Annotated in this window: 11 protein-coding genes and 2 pseudogenes; 10 read left to right on the top strand and 3 right to left on the bottom strand. The window is 69.8% G+C overall.

Annotated elements, in window-relative coordinates:
- Window positions 1–42 precede the first annotated feature (42 nt).
- Window positions 43–1,242 (top strand): sensor histidine kinase, encoded by a 1,200-nt coding sequence (locus tag AB5I40_RS12755; protein WP_370938708.1) that lies wholly within the window; start codon window positions 43–45, stop codon window positions 1,240–1,242.
- On the top strand, window positions 1,239–1,886 hold the full coding sequence (locus AB5I40_RS12750) for a response regulator (protein WP_370938707.1): 648 nt from the start codon (window positions 1,239–1,241) through the stop codon (window positions 1,884–1,886). Before AB5I40_RS12755 ends, AB5I40_RS12750 begins: the two co-directional genes overlap by 4 nt.
- On the opposite strand, the gene AB5I40_RS12745 is transcribed toward AB5I40_RS12750, so the two are convergent.
- Both AB5I40_RS12745 and AB5I40_RS12740 read right to left on the bottom strand, forming a co-directional pair.
- On the bottom strand, window positions 1,870–3,549 hold the full coding sequence (locus tag AB5I40_RS12745) for a GGDEF domain-containing protein (RefSeq protein ID WP_370938706.1): 1,680 nt from the start codon (window positions 3,547–3,549) through the stop codon (window positions 1,870–1,872). The two genes, AB5I40_RS12750 and AB5I40_RS12745, sit on opposite strands and share 17 nt — an antisense overlap.
- Window positions 3,550–3,693: 144 nt before the next feature.
- On the bottom strand, window positions 3,694–4,800 hold the full coding sequence (locus AB5I40_RS12740; RefSeq protein ID WP_370938705.1) for a lycopene cyclase family protein: 1,107 nt from the start codon (window positions 4,798–4,800) through the stop codon (window positions 3,694–3,696).
- A gap of 38 nt (window positions 4,801–4,838) precedes the next feature.
- On the opposite strand from AB5I40_RS12740, the gene AB5I40_RS12735 reads away from it, so the two are divergent.
- From AB5I40_RS12735 to AB5I40_RS12705, 7 genes and pseudogenes are all read left to right on the top strand, one after another.
- The gene (locus AB5I40_RS12735; RefSeq protein ID WP_370938704.1) at window positions 4,839–6,401 is read left to right on the top strand and encodes a deoxyguanosinetriphosphate triphosphohydrolase family protein; all 1,563 of its coding nucleotides are present in this window, start codon (window positions 4,839–4,841) and stop codon (window positions 6,399–6,401) included.
- A gap of 41 nt (window positions 6,402–6,442) precedes the next feature.
- Entirely contained in the window at window positions 6,443–6,985 is a 543-nt protein-coding gene (locus AB5I40_RS12730; RefSeq protein WP_370938703.1) for an N-acetyltransferase family protein, read from the top strand.
- A gap of 565 nt (window positions 6,986–7,550) precedes the next feature.
- A complete protein-coding gene (locus tag AB5I40_RS12725; RefSeq protein WP_370938702.1) occupies window positions 7,551–10,358 on the top strand; it encodes a S8 family serine peptidase in 2,808 nt (935 codons plus the stop codon).
- Between the two features lie 189 nt (window positions 10,359–10,547).
- Window positions 10,548–10,757 (top strand): annotated as a pseudogene (locus tag AB5I40_RS12720) (Vms1/Ankzf1 family peptidyl-tRNA hydrolase); the annotation flags it as partial.
- Window positions 10,758–10,914: 157 nt separating this feature from the next.
- Window positions 10,915–11,502: pseudogene (locus AB5I40_RS12715) on the top strand (ATP-binding cassette domain-containing protein); the annotation flags it as partial.
- Between the two features lie 75 nt (window positions 11,503–11,577).
- Complete coding sequence (locus tag AB5I40_RS12710) at window positions 11,578–12,552, top strand: ABC-F family ATP-binding cassette domain-containing protein (protein WP_370940503.1); 975 nt, start codon at window positions 11,578–11,580, stop codon at window positions 12,550–12,552.
- 179 nt (window positions 12,553–12,731) lie between these two features.
- Entirely contained in the window at window positions 12,732–12,941 is a 210-nt protein-coding gene (locus AB5I40_RS12705) for a helix-turn-helix domain-containing protein (RefSeq protein WP_003071237.1), read from the top strand.
- Here AB5I40_RS12705 and AB5I40_RS12700 read toward each other — a convergent pair.
- On the bottom strand, window positions 12,928–14,238 hold the full coding sequence (locus tag AB5I40_RS12700; RefSeq protein WP_370940502.1) for a glycosyltransferase 87 family protein: 1,311 nt from the start codon (window positions 14,236–14,238) through the stop codon (window positions 12,928–12,930). The two genes, AB5I40_RS12705 and AB5I40_RS12700, sit on opposite strands and share 14 nt — an antisense overlap.
- A 257-nt stretch (window positions 14,239–14,495) precedes the next feature.
- Between AB5I40_RS12700 and AB5I40_RS12695 the strand changes: the two genes are divergently transcribed.
- Complete coding sequence (locus tag AB5I40_RS12695; RefSeq protein WP_370938701.1) at window positions 14,496–16,361, top strand: ABC transporter ATP-binding protein; 1,866 nt, start codon at window positions 14,496–14,498, stop codon at window positions 16,359–16,361.
- Window positions 16,362–16,446: the final 85 nt, after the last annotated feature.

The following is a 16,446-nucleotide window of genomic DNA, read 5'->3' as shown; positions in this document are numbered from 1 at the left end:
TGGAGGGAGGCGCCCGCCGGGGCCGCCTGTCAGGATTGGCGGGTGCGTTTCTTCCGTCCGCTGGTCAGCGGGGTCACCTATCGCCGGTGGGTGTACTTGATCCTCGGCGCGGCGCTCAGCGTGCCGTACCTGCTTCTCGCGATGATCGCGATGCCGTCGCTGATGCCGTTCACCACGACGGTCGGATGGGCGAGCCTGGCCGGATTCGTCGTGACGGTCGCCGTGCTGGCCGCGACCGCGTTCCTGCCCGCGGTGCGAGTGCTGGAGGCGGCGGCGGTGCGGGAACTGCTCGCCCAGCCCGCGCCCGGTCGCGGACGGCTGCGGTGTGCGGTGATGTTCGTGCTGCACGTCGGGTCCGGGCTGGTCATCGGACTCGCCACGCTCGCGGTGCCGGCCGGGTTTGGGTTCGCGATCAACGCGGTCTTCACCGGTCGGCTTGTCGACACGCCGGATTTCCAGCTGACGGTTCCGCGCGGCTGGGCTTCGGCGTGGCTGCCCGCGGCGTTCGTGGCGGCGTTCGTCGTGCTGGTCTACGTCGTGTGGGGCGTCGGCGGACTGCTGCGCCGCGCGGCGGCCCGGTTGCTCGGCTGGTCCGCCGCCGAACGCATCGCGCAGCTCGAACGCCGCACCGATCTGCTCGCCGAACGCACCCGGCTCGCGCGCGAACTCCACGATTCCGTCGGCCACGCGCTTTCCGTGGTCACGTTGCAAGCCGGTGCCGCGCGGCGGACGTTGCACACCGATCCCGGCTTCACCGAGGAAGCGCTCACCGCGATCGAGGAATCGGCCCGCACCGCGCTTGACGATCTCGACCACGTGCTCGGCCTCCTCCGCGACGAAGCCCGCGATCGTACGCCGCACGCGGGTCTCGCCAACCTGCCCGCGCTGATCACCGTGACGCAGCAGTCCGGCACGGATTGCCGTTACGAGGTGCGGGGCGATATTGGCGCAGTGCCAGCGGTGGTTTCCCGCGAGGTGTACCGGATCCTGCAGGAATGCCTCACCAACGCGGTGCGGTACGCCGGAAAGGTGCCGGTCACCGTCGCGCTGGCGGTCGCGGACGGGCAGTTGCGGGCCGCGGTCGCGAACCCGCTCGGCTCGGCCCGCCCGTCGCGCGCCCGCGGCGGACGCGGTCTGCGGGGCATGGCGGAACGGGCGGAACTGGTGGGTGGCAAGCTGTCGGCGGGACCGGTCGGCGAAAACTGGGAGGTCGTGGTGACGGTGCCGTGGGGGAACCGGTGAGTGTGCGAGTCCTGCTGGTGGACGACGAACGGCTGATCCGGGCCGGGCTGCGCGCGATCGTGGACAGCGAACCGGACCTGACCGTGGTCGGCGAGGCCTCCGACGGCGCCGAAGTGCCCGGGCTGGTCGCGCAGCTGCGGCCGGACGTCGTTCTGATGGACGTGCGGATGCCCGCAGTGGACGGAATCCGCGCGACCGAGCACCTTCTGTCCACTATGGACGAACCGCCGAAGGTGATCGTGGTGACCACCTTCGAAAACGACGACTACGTGTACGACGCGCTGCTCGCCGGGGCCAGCGGATTCCTGCTGAAACGCGCTCGTCCGGAGGAAATCGTCGCCGGGATCCGGACGGTGCTGGCAGGGGATTCGCTGCTGTTCCCGGCCGCGATCCGGGGGATGGCCGCACGCCGTGCTCCGGCGCTTTCGGTGGTGCCTTTGGATTTCCTGACCGAACGCGAGCGCGACGTGTTGCGGCTGATGGCGGCCGGACTGTCCAATGGGGAGATTGCCGCGGAGCTGTTCCTGGGGCTGCAGACGGTGAAAACGCACGTCGGGAACGTGCTGTCGAAGCTGGGCGCGCGGGACCGGACGCAGGCGGTGATCCGGGCTTACGAGTCGGGCTTCGTCACGCCGACCGGCTGATGGCGACGTCCCGGCCGATGCCGCGCAGCACCTCGACGCGGTCGCTGCCGGGGCGGCTGAGGACCCAGCTGGATCCGGGAACGGCTTTGGCGCGCTTCTTGAGGGGCGCGAGGAGCCGGGAAGCGTCCCGATAGGACGGAATGGTGCCGCTCCCGCACACGAGTGTCGCCAGCGACACCGTGACCGGCATGCCCTCGGCGGACCAGTGCGTGTCCAGCAAAGCCGCGGCGACCGTGCCGATCTCGTCCACATCGCACACGATCAGGAAATCGTCCCCGCCGACGTGGCTCACGCGCATCCGCGGCAGCCGCCCGGCGAGGTCGGTGAGGGTTTCGCCCAGGGCGCGGATCAGGTCGTCGCCCGCGGCGAAACCGGCGTTGTCGTTGACGGACTTGAACGCGTCGACGTCCAGCCAAGCCGCCACGAACTGCTCCCCGCTGGCGATGCGGCGTTCGACATCGCGCGCCGCCGCTTCGCTGCCCGGCAGCCGGGTGAGCGGGCTGAGCGTCACGGCCTCCTCGACCTTCGCCTCCGCGACGCCGCGCACGACCTCGGTCACCAGCACCACGCCGAGACAATGCCCGGCCGCGTCGACCACCACGACGTCGTCGCCGGTGCGGCCCCAGTCGGCGTCGGTGACCAGTTCCAGGAACTCCAGCGCGCTCGCGCCCGCCTCGATCAGGTGCGGTTTGTCCGCAAGCCTTGCCGCAGAACGCTTCGCGTGCAACGCATGTCCGTACGGACCGGTGATGGTCACGAGGAAGCGCGTCCGGTCGACCGACCACTGTGGACGGTTGTCCGCATCGACGCCGACCACGCCGCTCGGCGCGTCCGCGGCGGCGAGCACCTCGCGGACGTCGTCGCAGGTAGCGTCGACCGGCAAGGTGGTGGCCGGGCGCAGGAAATCGCCGACGCGCGGGGCCTGCGGCGGCGCGGGCGAGCGCCGGTCCTCTGGGACGACCGCGCCGGCGGCGGGCGCGGACCGGTGCGCGGCGGGCGGTGCGAGCAGGTTGCCCTGCGCGATCCGGACGCCGAGGTGCTGCGCCGCGTCGAGCTGCGACTCGGTCTCGATCCCGGTCGCGACCAGCCGGATGTTCGTGCGCGTCGTGAAGTGCAGCAGCGCCTCGACCACCGCCGTCGACGCCGGATCGCCGGGCAGGCCGCGGAGCACGCTGCGGTCGAGTTTCACCAGGTCCACCGGGGACTGCGCGAGCAGCGCCAGCGGCAGGTCGCCGCGGCCGAGCCCGTCGAGCGCGAGCCGGAAGCCCTGTTCGGTGAGCGCGCGCATGCCGTCGAGCAGGCGGCCGGTGGGCAGGTGCGTGAACGGCGGCCCGACCTCGAGCACCACGTCGCGGGTGCGCCGTCCGGCCGCGCCGAGCTCGGCGATCAGCTCGTCGAACGCCTCCATCGGCGACGCGAGCGTGCGCGCGGAAAGGTTGAGATGGAGCGGGAGCGCGCTGGGCCGCTCGGCTTCCTGGCGCACCGCGGCGGCGGCCAGCCCGAGGTCGACCTCGGTGAGCTTGCCCGCGCGGCGGGCCTCGGCGAGCAGTTCGTGCGCCGTGCCCCGGCCCGGCCGGGCCAGCGCTTCGTACGCGACGACCCCGCCGGTGTGCAGGCTGTACATCGGCTGGAAGGCGAATCGGACCGCTCGCAGCGTCGTCACGGAGGCGATACTGGCATCGCCGAAGGGGCGCGCGAAACCGTTGTCAGCTGATGTTCACCAGGGCGGCACTTTGGCCACCGGATCGGACTAACAAAATGCTTTCGCGTTCCCTCGATCGGGAGCGGGAAAATTCCCGGCGCCGCGTCAGCCGAGCAACCTCCGGCGGATCCCGGCCGGGGCCGTGCGGAACAGGTTTGCCATGGTCGCGGCGGTGCCGGGAAGGTCGGCGCGGCCCGAGGCGAACGCGCGCTGCGCCGGGACCGGAAGATCGAAGAACAGGTCGAAAAATTGCGCCGACTGGGCAGGTGACATTCCGCACAATGCACGGAGTCCGTGGCGGCGCAAGGCATGCACCGCGCGCGCATCGGCCGGCCACAATGCCTTCCGGGCCGCGCGAGCCGCTGCCGCTGGACCCGCGTCGAACGAGTCCGCGAGAGCATCCGCGACGCGAGGCGCGAGCTGCAATGCGCTCGCGAGGCTGTAGCCGGTCGCCGGGTGCACAAGCCCGCCCGCGACCCCGAACGGCACCGCCTGGCCGCGCTTCGGCAGCGGGACGTCGAGCACGATCCGCACCCGCTCGACCCGCCCTGCGGGACGGATTCCCTCCGCTTTGAGCCGGGTGTGCAGCCGCTGGGCCAGTTCGGGCACCGGGAGTCCGGGCTTGCGGGCCAGCGACGTCTCCTCGACCAGTACGGAGCCGTCGCCGAGAGGCAGCAGGTAACGGAAGCTGTCCGTGCCGTCGCGCCAGTCCATGAACACCGCGGTGTCGGCCGGAACCAGTCGCTCGGCTTGGTCTGCGGGCAGCACGAGCCCGTACGCGGTCTGCTCGGCGCGCGGGGCACGCAGCTTGGGCGCGCCGGACGCGTCGACGAACACCGCCGCCGCCATCCGCCGACCGTCCGCGAGCAGGACCGTCGAACCGTGCGGACCATGTTCCGCACCGGTCACCTTGCCCGGAATGACCTCGACTGTCGGCTCAGTGAGCCACTCGCGCAGACCGGCGTTGTCGAGCACCCGATACGCCCGGTCGACGCGGTGCTCGCGGGTTCCGAACGCGAGCGTCGCCGCCGGAGCCGCCGCGACGGCTTTGCCCGGCAGCTCAGGCACTTCGTCCGCCCACAGTCCGTAAGTGTTCGGCCACTTTCGGTGCGGATCCGGGTCGAGCACGGCCGTTTCCAGCCCGCGCCGGGCGCACGCGGCCGCCAGCGCCCGTCCGGCCGGGCCGCCGCCCGCCACCAGCACGTCGGTCATCCCGCAATCCTGCCGGACGGGCGGATACGGTGGGACACATGGACGAGACCGATCCGAGGGCAGCGCGCCGCGACCCGGCGAACGGGGCAGGCGGGTTCACCGATCTGGCGACCAGCCCGTTCCGCGTCGACCGCGACCGGATCACCGCGTCGCCGTTCTTCGCGCGGCTCGGCGGGGTCACCCAGGTGGTCAGCGCCGGCGGGGCCGGGCTGCTGCACAACCGGCTGACGCACAGCCTGAAGGTCGCGCAGGTCGCGCGCGGGATCGCGGAGCGGATCACCGGGTCGAGCGAGTCGGCCGAACTGGCCGCGAAACTCGGCGGCTGCGACCCGGACGCGTGCGAGGCCGCCGCGCTCGCGCACGACCTCGGGCACCCGCCGTTCGGGCATCTCGGCGAGCAGACCCTGGACCGGATCGCGCGGCACCGGTTCGGCCTCGCCGACGGTTTCGAGGGCAACGCGCAGTCGTTCCGCATCATCACGACGACGGACGTGCGCGGCCCGTCCGCCATCGGCTTGGACCTGACGACCGCCGTCCGCGCCGCGGTCCTGAAGTACCCGTGGGCCCGGCTGCATTACCCGCTTCCGCATCCGACCGAAATGCCGTCGCAGCCTCGCGGTGCTGCCGAACCCGACGATGCGCCCGGCACCGGTGCGAGCAAGTTTTCCGCCTATGTCACGGAATTGGACGACTTCGAGCAGGCGCGCGCCCCGTTCGCCGGGCGGATCGAGCCGTGGCAGCAGACGGTGGAAGCGTCCGTTATGGACACTGCCGACGACATCGCGTACGCGATCCACGACCTGCAGGATTTCCACCGCATCGGCGTCCTGCAGCACGCGCCCGTCGCTGCGGAGCTGGGGGAGTGGCTGGCGCACGCCGTCGATCTGGCCTCTTTGGACGATGCCCGGCTGACCGCGGAAATCCGCCGACCGGGCCGTTCCCTGGAGCGGATGCGCCGCCGGATGCACCTGAAAGACAGCTGGATCGTGGACGACGACGCCTTCGCCGCGGCCGTCGCGCGAGTCCAACGCGAACTGGTCGACGGCCTGCTCGCCGACGGCTTCGACGGCTCGACCGAAGCCGAACAAGCGACCGCCGCGTTCTCGGCGAACTGGATGGCGCGGCTGGTGGACGGAGTTTTCGTCCTGTCGTCGCCCCCGACGCGGTCCGGCCACGTCTCGCTGCGGCCCGCGCAGTGGCACGAGGTGCAGGTCCTGAAGTTCGTCCACCGGCGGTTTGTGTTGCTGCGCCCCGATCTCGCCCTGCATCAGCGGGGGCAAGCTAGCCTGGTCACGACGTTGGTGGACGCGCTGGACGCCTGGCTCCTGGACCGCGACGAGGCCTCCCGGCTGCCCCGTCGGCTGCACGACCTGCTGGAACTGGCCCACGGCGAATACTCGGACTTGGCCCGAACCGCGCCAGAGTTGCTGGTCGGCGCGACCGGCGAGCGAATCGAAGGCGCGGACGCGGTGCGCGGGCTGGCTCGCGGCCGGGCGGTGGTGGACTTCGTGGCTTCGCTGACGGACAAGCAGGCAGTGACGCTGCTGGACGCGCTGTCGGGGCGGTCGAGTCAGCCTTGGTCGGATTCCTTTGTGTTGTAAATAGGTTGCGGTTACGGGTGTCTGATGAGCACGGTAGGCAGATGCCTTTGGTGATCCGGGACGCTGGCGCCGACGATTGGCCGGGGATCTGGCCGATCATCCGGGACGTGGTGACCGAGCAGCAGACCTTTCCCTACGACCCGGCGATGAGCGAACCGGACGCCCGTCAACGGTGGCTGGTGCCCGCCCCGGCACGGGTGGTGGTCGCGGTTGACGGGGATCGGGTGCTGGGCACGGCGAACATGTACGCGAACCGGCCTGGCCCGGGGAGCCATGTCGCTTCGGGGAGCTTGATGGTGTCGCGGGACGCGCGCGGCTCCGGCGTGGGGCGGGCTTTGGTGGTCGACCTGATCTCGTGGGCGCGGCGGGCCGGGTTCGCGGCGGTTCAGTTCAATGCGGTGGTGGAGACCAATGTGCACGCGATTCGGTTGTACGAGAGTTTGGGGTTTGTGACGCTGGGGGTCGCGCCGGGAGCGTTTCAGCATCCGGTGGAGGGGCGGGTCGGGTTGCGCATCATGTGGCTGGAGTTGTGCGCGGGCAGCAGGAGCAAGGCGGGCGCGGCTCCCGCGGTTGAGTGTCCATAAAGGACTTCAGTGCCGTACGTGAGGGGAACCCTGAGGGAATCTGATTCCCTCAGGGTTCCCCTCACGTACCCACGGAAACTGTCCCCGCGGGCATGAATCGGACATTTCGCCGATGGCGTCCTTTGTGGATGGTCGGCGGGCCGGGGCCGCTCGGCTCAACCTCTGGTGGGGAGGGCTAGGTCCGTGAAGGGTCCCCTCGCGGACGCTGGCCGCTTTCACGGACCGCGCACCCGGCTCCTGCCGGGCGGGCGGGCCTCAAACGCGCCCGCGGAGCCGGCTGAAATCCCTCGGCACGGGAACTCGGGGTTGGCGGGCCCGCTCCCGTGCGGACCCGGGCGGATGCGGCCGAACGGCCTACGACGTCCGGCGGGCAACGGATATTGCCTGCCCAACGTCACCCCAACGGCCGTTTTTCCCGGACAGAAGTGGTACTTAGCTGGATCCAGCCGGTGATCACCGGCGTTGGCCAGCGTGAGTCGGGGCACGCGGTGTGAGATCGGAGGCGCACGTGCGTCGTACCCGTTCACCTGGAGCCTCGACCAGGACCGCCAGAAGACGGACGGGCGTGGTCGCCGCGGCGGTGCTCGCCGCCGGGCTGGCGACCCCGCCCATCGCCGGAGCGCAGGAGTCCACTGTGGACTCCACTGCGAAAAGCCAGATCGCGGCATTGCAGGCTGTCAAAGCAGGACAGACCGCGACTGAGTCCAAAATAGACAGTAAGCTGCTCGTCCAGGAGAAAATGCGCACGCGGAGCCTGAGTGCGGCCGCGTTGCCGGGAATCGCCAAGACCGCGGACAAAGCGCTGGTCGACATCCGCGTCACGAAGGTCAGCGACGGGCTCGTCAACGACCTGCGCAAAGCGGGAGCCGAGGTACGCGCGGTGTCGAGCACGGCGGCGAGCATCCGCGCCGAGGTTCCGTTGACCGCCTTGCCGGAGATCGCGCAGCGCGGCGACGTGAAGCACGTCGAGACCGCGGATCAGGCGATGACGGCGCGGCAGCGCGAAAACACCAAAGACGACAAGGAAACCAAGCAGCAGAAGGCCGACCGCATCGACCGGCAGCTGAAGGAAGCGATCGGCACCAAAACGCAGGTCGTCAGCGCGGGCGACCGGGCGCACAACGCGGACACCGCGCGCCAGCAGTTCGGCGTGACCGGCACCGGCGTGAAGGCGTGTGCGCTGTCCGACGGGGTCGATTCGCTCGAGGTTTCGCGCACTAAGGGCGAGCTTCCGGCGGTCGATGTCCTGGCCGGACAAGCGGGCAGCGGCGACGAGGGCACCGCGATGCTGGAGATCATCCACGACCTCGCCCCGAACGCGAAGCTCGGTTTCGCCACGGCATTCACCTCCGACGCGAGTTTCGCCGACAACATCCGCAAGCTCCGTTTCGAAGCGCATTGCGACGTCATCGTCGACGACGTCATTTACTTCAAGGAATCCCCGTTCCAGGACTGGATCATCGCGCAAGCGGTGAACGACGTGACCGCCGACGGCGCGCTCTACTTCTCCTCCGCGGGCAACGAGGGCAACGTCGCCGACGGCACCGCGGCGCACTGGGAAGGCGATTTCGTCGATTCCGGAACCTCGATCGGCAAATACGCCGGCACGGCGCACAACTTCGCGGGCACGGCCGGAAAGCAGGTGTTCGAGCCGATCTCGGACGCGTCGTCGGCCAACATCCCGGTGACGCTGCACTGGTCCGACCCGCTCGGCGCGGCCGCCGACGACTACGACCTCTACCTCCTCGACGCGCGCGGCAACGTCGTGAGCTTCAGCCAGGACGTCCAGAACGGCACCCAGGACCCGTACGAGCAGCTGGCCACCCCGGTGTTCGGCGGAACCGGCCTGCGGCTCGCCGTGGTCAAGTTCTCCGGGGCCAGCCGGTATCTCTCGCTGACCGCGTTCGGCAGCCGGTTCCGCGACTCCGCGGACGGGCTCAAGGCGTACTCCACGCCGGGCGCGGTCGTCGGCCACGCGGCGGCGCGCAAGGCGTTCGCGGTGGCCGCGGCGCCGGCCGAGGCGGCGTTCGGACGGCCGCTCGAACCGGGCGATCCGGCGAACCCGACCGGACCGTATCCGGCGGCGTATTCCGCTGCCAGCAAGGCCGAACGGTTCAGCTCGGACGGTCCGCGACGCGTGTTCTACGAGGCCAACGGAACGCCGATCACCCCGGGCAACGTGTCCTCCACCGGCGGAGAAGTACGGCAGAAGCCGGAAATCACCGCCGCGGACGGCGTGCGCACCTCGGTGAGCGGGTTCGACCCGTTCTTCGGCACCTCGGCCGCCGCCCCGCACGCGGCCGCGATCGCGAGCCTGGTGCTGTCCGGCAACCCTGGACTGTCCTCTTCGGACATTCGCGATGCGTTTCTGAAGACCGCGGTGGACATCGAAGCGCCGGGCACGGACAATCTCACTGGTGCCGGAATTTTGTTGGCGGACAAGGTGTTGGCGTACACCGGAGCCAGCCCGCAGCCGTACGCGGAGGCCGGGCAGCCGACGGTCCGCGGACCCAACGGCGGCAGCACGCTCAACCCCGGTGACACCGCGACGGTCACGCTGCCGGTGAAGAACACCGGCGACGGCACCGCGGTGTCCACGAGCGTCGTGCTCACTTCGCCGACTCAGGGCGTCACGATCGAACCGCGCGCGAAGTCGTACGGCACGATCAGCCCGGGACAGACCGGAATCAACGACTTCACCGTCACAGTTCCGGCCAGTCAGCAGCTCGGCTCGCCGGTGGTGCTCAACGCGAAGGTGACGTTCGCGGGCTCGTACTCGCCGCGCACCAGCACGTATTCGCTGCCGGTCGGCACGCCGTCGCCGGTTTCGCAGGCCTTCGCCTACGCCGGTCCGGTGGTCGCGATTCCGGACAACTCGCCGCTCGGCGCGTCGGTTCCGCTCGTGGTGAGCGGCGTCGGCCCCGCCTCGAAGGTGTCGCTCTCGATCGACGGCGCCACCTGCACCGCCGCGGAGAAGGCGACCACGGTCGGCATCGACCACACCTACGTGAACGACCTGGTCGGCACGCTGACGTCGCCGTCCGGCGCGACGGCGACGCTGTTCCAGAAGGGCGGCGGCAGCGGCAACAACCTCTGCCAGGTGGTCTTCGACGATTCCGCGACCAAGCTGTTCAGCTCGACCGGGTCCGCGGACGCGCCGTTCACCGGCACCTACCGGCCGGTGACGCCGCAGACCCAGGCGGGCACGTCGGCGGACGGGACCTGGACGTTGAAGGTCGTCGACACCGCGGGCGGCGACACCGGTTCGATCCGCAGCGTTTCGCTGCACGTCAACGGGTACGTCGCGGCCGGGCATCCGGCGGACGTGCACAAGACGGTGACCACGGGGCCGGTGCGGCCTCAGCTCGCCTGAGAAGGATGCGGGGCCGTCGCCAGGTGCGGCGGCCCCGTACCGTATCCGGCACGGCAGGTCGCAGGCGGCGGACGGGCGCACGCTCAAGTGCACGTCGCCGCCGAAAGCGACGCCACGACTGTCCCGTTTGGACTGTCGCGAACTTAAGGCGAACACCCAGGGCTGACAGTCGAACTTCTGCCTCGCCGAGTGCGGGCGCCACGGTCCGAAGTGGACGCTGTGGTGCTTGGCGGAGACCGCCGGGCACTCGACGAACTGCGCGCCGATCGACGGCTCGCCAAGCTGTTCGACCGGGCGGAGCTGCGCGTGCTGGAGATCCCCGAACCGCGCCGCGAGGCGGCGCAGCGGGCACGCGCGGTGGAGCTGGTGGTGAGGGATCCGACAGCGGCGCCGGAGTGAATCCGGACACGGCCGCGAAAACCGTTCGACGCCGACCCGTACACTGGGCTCGTGGTCATCAGGGCATTCGTGCGGATTCAGAGAGAATAACCGCCCGCCCCGCATCGCACGCGGTGCCGGGGCGCTCCAGCACGTCCATCGACCGCCCCCGTATCCGGGAGTTCTCTTGATCACGGCCACTGGCCTTGAGCTGCGCGCCGGTTCGCGCATCCTGCTCAACGGCGCCACCCTCCGCATCCAGTCCGGCGACCGCATCGGCCTCGTCGGCCGCAACGGCGCGGGCAAGACCACCTCGCTCAAAGTCCTCGCGGGCGAGGGCGAACCGCACGCCGGCGACGTCCGCCGCAGCGGCGAACTCGGCTACCTGCCGCAGGACCCGCGCGAGGGCGACCTGTCGGTCACCGCGAAGGACCGCGTGCTGTCCGCGCGCGGCCTCGACACCCTGCTGCGCGACATGGAAAAAGCGCAGACCGCCATGTCCGAGCTGGTCGACGACAAGCAGCGGGACAAGGCGATCAACCGCTACGCGCGGCTCGAGGAGCGGTTCTCCTCGCTCGGCGGGTACGCCGCGGAGAGCGAAGCGGCGCGGATCTGCTCGAACCTCGGCCTCGCCGACCGCATCCTCGCCCAGACGCTGAGCACCCTGTCGGGCGGTCAGCGCCGCCGCGTCGAGCTGGCGCGGATCCTGTTCGCCGCCGCCGAGGCGGGCGCCGGCGGCAAATCCGAGACGATCCTGCTGCTGGACGAGCCCACCAACCACCTGGACGCCGACTCGATCAACTGGCTGCGCGGCTTCCTCAAGCAGCACGACGGCGGCCTCGTGGTGATCAGCCACGACGTCGAACTGCTCGGCGACGTCGTGAACAAGGTGTGGTTCCTCGACGCCACGCGCGGCGAGATCGACATCTACAACATGAGCTGGCAGCGCTACCTCGACGCGCGCGCCACCGACGAGAAGCGCCGCCGCCGCGAGCGCGCGAACGCCGAGAAGAAGGCGTCCGCGCTGCAGGCGCAGGCCGCGAAGCTCGGCGCGAAGGCGACCAAGGCCGTCGCGGCCAAGAACATGGCCCGGCGCGCGGAGCAGATGCTCTCCTCGCTCGACGAGACGCGCCAGGCGGACAAGGTCGCCCGGATCAAGTTCCCGGAGCCCGCTTCGTGCGGGCGCACGCCGCTGACCGCGGACGGATTGTCCAAGTCGTACGGTTCGCTCGAGATCTTCACCGGCGTCGATCTGGCGATCGACCGCGGCTCGAAGGTCGTGGTGCTCGGATTGAACGGCGCCGGAAAGACGACATTGCTCCGGTTGCTCGGCGGAATGGAAACGCCGGACACCGGATCCGTCGAACCGGGTCACGGATTGCGTTTGGGCTATTACGCACAGGAACACGAAACTCTCGACCACGAAGCGTCGGTGTGGGAAAACATCCGCCATCTCGCGCCGGACACCGGCGCGCAGGAGCTGCGGAACCTGCTCGGGTCCTTCCTGTTCACCGGCGAACAGCTCGACCAGCCCGCCGGAACGCTGTCCGGCGGCGAGAAGACCCGGCTCGCGCTCGCTGGACTCGTGTCCAGCCAAGCCAATGTGCTGCTGCTGGACGAACCGACGAACAACCTGGACCCGGCCAGCCGCGCGCAGGTGCTCGACGCGCTGCGCAGCTTCGCCGGCGCCGTCGTGCTGGTGACGCACGACCCGGGCGCGGTCGAGGCGCTCGAACCCGAGCGCGTGATCCTGCTTCCGGACGGCACCGAGGACCACTGGTCCGCGGATTATCTTGAACTTGTCCAGCTTGCCTGACCGAGTGCGTCCGTTCGGGTGCTTACCGTGTCGGGCAAAGCACTGGAATGGCCCAATGTGATCGCGGTTTCGATCGTTTTACGGCTGTCGTCTGGCAATCCGGCGCGTAGTGTTCGATCATTGCCCCGGCAGGGGCCGCGAATGGCCCGGAACAACCACTCGGCGGGAAGGCGATCGACGTGGCTGATCTCAAGAAAGGCGCGCGGATCACCGGCAACACGCGCGACAAGCTGGCCGCTGACCTGAAGAAGAAATACGAGAAGGGCTCGAGCATCCGGGCGCTGGCCGAATCCACCGGACGGTCCTACGGGTTCGTCCACCGGGTGCTGTCGGAGTCCGGGGTCCAGCTGCGGGGGCGCGGCGGGGCCACGCGGGTCAAGAAGAAGTAGCGTCAGCGCGGCCGTTGCGCGGGGGGCGCGCGGTCGGTCCGGAATCCCGGAAGGTCAGCGCGGCGCCGAGGAGTACCAGCGGGTACACGAGGTAGCCGTACCGGGTGGCCGGAGTGAGAAGGATCAACGCGCCGAGTCCGACGGCGGTTCGCGTCAGTGCAGCGGATCCCGTCGCGGGGGGCCGGCGTGCCAGCCAGATCAGCATCGCCACCGCCGCAACACCCACCAGTACCAGGGAAATCGCGGTGCCGGCCGGTCCGGCCTGTGCGATCAGATGCCCGGGCAGCGGGCTCGCCGCGGGGGAGCGGACCGCGCCCATGCCGAGCGGGAAGCGGATCACGTGCTCGGTGAACGCCGCCGGGTTCGCCAGATACACCGGCAGATGCAGCGCGATCGTCGTCGCGGCCAGCGCGCCCGCGAAACGACCTGTTGCGGCCCAAGGATTTTCGCCGCGCGCCCGCCGGTAAACGAATACCGCGAGCACCGCGGCCGCCGGCGCGACGATGAGTTTCGCGCTGATCACCAGCGCCAGCACGAAACCAGTCCACCCTGGACGGCCGGAAGAAGCCAGCGCGAACGTCAGCACGAGCAGGCCCACGATCGCGAGGTCCGGGCCGGCGACCGCCCAGGTCAGGGCGGTGAGCGGACAGGCGATCGCGAGCTGTGCGGCGAAAACCGGAATACGAGGCCGGTTCAGCAGCCGCCAGGACGCGTACGCGCAGATCACCGCGGCGAGCGCGAACATCCAGCGCGCGTCGGTCAGTGCATTGAGGACCGGATTGCCGCCGAGCAGCGCGCGCGGCAGCCCGAAGACGGTCATCACCGGGCCGTACGGGGTGTAGTCGTTCACTTCCGGTGCGCGGCCGAGTGTTGCGAAGTCGACGTACGGGGTTCCGTGCCGCAGCAACAGATCCGCGCTGCGTTCGATCACCCACACCTCGGGCTGCGCGGCCCAGGAGAACGGGGTGATCAGCCAGTCCGTTCCGGTCAGCCGCCGGATCACGAGCATCAGCAACGGCGCGCACATCGCGAGCACGACAACCGCGCCGATTCCGATCCAGCGGGAACCGAATTTGCCTTTAGTTTGCATTCCGCGCCGCGCGGAAATCATCAGCCAGGCGCTGTGCGCGGCGGCCAATCCGTATCCGGCGACGGCGAAATTGCCCCAGATCCGGTAGCCGTAGAACTCCGAAGCGAGCGCGGTGCCGAGCGCGAAGGCGAAGCAGCCGAGATAAAAGACGAGATCCCACGCGACGACGCGCACGGGATGGGCTGTTCCGGCCCGCGCAGGGGCCATCAGCAGTTGCACCCGCGTTTCCTCCCCGGCTCGCCGACCCCGAAACGCCAGGCTACCGAGCCGGGCCCCGCCGTCCCGCACCGCCCGTGCCGCGCCCGCGCCCAAGGTCCCTGAGGGGCTCCTGCGGGGAATCTGAGTCCACCGGGGAGTCCTTCGCGGACATCGGGAAGAATGCCGGGCGTCCCGGTGTTGTGCAGGTCATCTCCGGAAAAAAGTTCAACTAATCTAGAGGTTTTCACGAGCTGGGGGACACTCCAATGGACAACACTTGGGCGCTGCTGAGCTCCGCCATGCGGGCGGGCGACGCGCCGAAAGCGCTGACCCGGGGCACGGTCCGCCGGGTCGCGCGGTTCGCCCGGCCGCACTGGAAGCGGCTGCTGGCCTTCCTGGTGCTCACCGTGATCTCGGCGGTGCTCGCCGTGACGACGCCGGTGCTCGCGGGCAAGGTGGTCGACGCGATCGTCGGCGGGCACGAGCTGAACGCGGTGATCTGGCTGTCGGTCGTGATCGCGGTGCTGGCGATCCTCGACGCCGGGCTCGGCCTCGCCGAACGCTGGCAGTCCGCGCGGATCGGCGAGGGCATCATCCTCGACCTGCGCGTGGCGGTGTTCGAGCACGTGCAGAAGCTGCCGATCGCGTTCTTCACCCGCACTCGCACCGGTGCGCTGGTCAGCAGGCTCAACAACGACGTGATCGGCGCGCAGCGCACCTTCACCGCGACTTTGTCCGGTTTGGTCACCAACGTGATCCAGCTGGTGCTGTCGCTGATCGTGATGGTGTCGCTCTCGTGGCAGGTCACGCTCGTCGCGCTGGTGCTGTTGCCGATTTTCGTACTGCCCGCCCGGCGGCTCGGCCGTCGCATGGCCGGACTGCAGCGCGAGGCCGCGCAACTCAACGCCGGGATGACCACGCAGATGACCGAACGGTTTTCCGCGCCGGGGGCCACGCTGGTGAAGCTGTTCGGCCGGCCGCGCCAGGAGGTCGCCGACTTCGGCCTCCGCGCCGGACGCGTGCGCGACATCGGCGTGCGCACCGCGATGCTGACGCGCTGGTTCATGACGAGCCTGACGCTCGTGTCCGCGCTCGCGCAGGCGCTCGTCTACGGCCTCGGCGGCTACCTGGCGCTCACCGGGAAGCTTGAACCGGGCACCGTGGTGGCGCTGGCGCTGCTGCTGACCCGGCTGTACACGCCGCTGACCGCGCTCGCGAACGTGCGCGTGGACGTGATGACCGCACTGGTGTCGTTCGAGCGGGTCTTCGAGGTGCTGGACCTGGAGCCGATGATCAAGGAACCGGCCGAGCCGAAGAAGCTGCCTGAGGGCGGCGTTTCGGTGGAGTTCTCCGACGTCCGGTTCGGGTACCCGGCGGCAGACAAGTTCTCGCTCGCCTCGCTGGAGGACGTGGCCACTTTGGACAGCCGAGGCGGCGAAGAAGTGCTGCACGGCCTCAGCTTCCGCGCGGAGGCCGGGCAGATGGTCGCACTGGTCGGATCGTCCGGTGCGGGCAAGTCGACGATCGCTTCGCTGCTGCCGCGGCTGTACGACGTGGACGCCGGATCGGTGCGGCTGTCCGATGTGGACGTCAAGGACCTGAGTTTCGCTTCGCTGCGCGAAACCGTCGGCGTGGTGACCCAGGACGGACATCTGTTCCACGACACGATCCGCTCCAACCTGAGCTACGCGCGTCCGGAGGTCACGGACGACGAGATCTGGGCCGCGCTGGAAAAGGCCCGGCTGGGCGATCTGGTGCACTCGCTGCCGGACGGACTGGACACGACCGTCGGCGAACGCGGCTACCGGCTCTCCGGCGGCGAACGGCAGCGGCTCACCATCGCGCGATTGCTGTTGGCACAGCCCAAGGTCGTGGTGCTGGACGAGGCGACCGCCCACCTGGATTCGGAATCCGAGGCCGCGGTGGGCGAAGCGCTCACCGGTGCCCTGGAAGGCCGCACGTCGCTGGTGATCGCGCACCGGCTGTCGACCGTGCGGGCGGCGGATCTGATTCTGGTGGTGGAAAACGGGGACATCGTGGAACGCGGCACGCACGACGAACTGCTGGCGAAGGAAGGCCGGTACGCGGAGCTGTACCACACGCAGTTCTCGGAAGAACCCGCCGCGGCATAACGCCCGCCGACCCCGCTTCGCCGCATCAAACGTACGTGAGGGGAACCCTGAGGGAATCTGATTCCCTCAGGGTTCCCCTCACGTA

It is taken from the genome of Amycolatopsis sp. cg13, from assembly GCF_041346965.1.
Lineage (GTDB): Bacteria > Actinomycetota > Actinomycetes > Mycobacteriales > Pseudonocardiaceae > Amycolatopsis.
Note: the sequence above shows the minus strand (reverse complement) of the source record. Positions and strands in the feature narration are given on the sequence as shown.

Excerpts from the sequence above, each read along its gene's own strand:
- AB5I40_RS12740 (WP_370938705.1), bottom strand. The coding sequence starts at position 4,800 with ATGACCGACGTGCTGGTGGCGGGCGGCGGCCCGGCCGGACGGGCGCTG.
- AB5I40_RS12735 (WP_370938704.1), top strand. The coding sequence starts at position 4,839 with ATGGACGAGACCGATCCGAGGGCAGCGCGCCGCGACCCGGCGAACGGG.
- AB5I40_RS12730 (WP_370938703.1), top strand. The coding sequence starts at position 6,443 with ATGCCTTTGGTGATCCGGGACGCTGGCGCCGACGATTGGCCGGGGATC.
- AB5I40_RS12700 (WP_370940502.1), bottom strand. The coding sequence starts at position 14,238 with ATGGCCCCTGCGCGGGCCGGAACAGCCCATCCCGTGCGCGTCGTCGCG.
- AB5I40_RS12695 (WP_370938701.1), top strand. The coding sequence starts at position 14,496 with ATGGACAACACTTGGGCGCTGCTGAGCTCCGCCATGCGGGCGGGCGAC.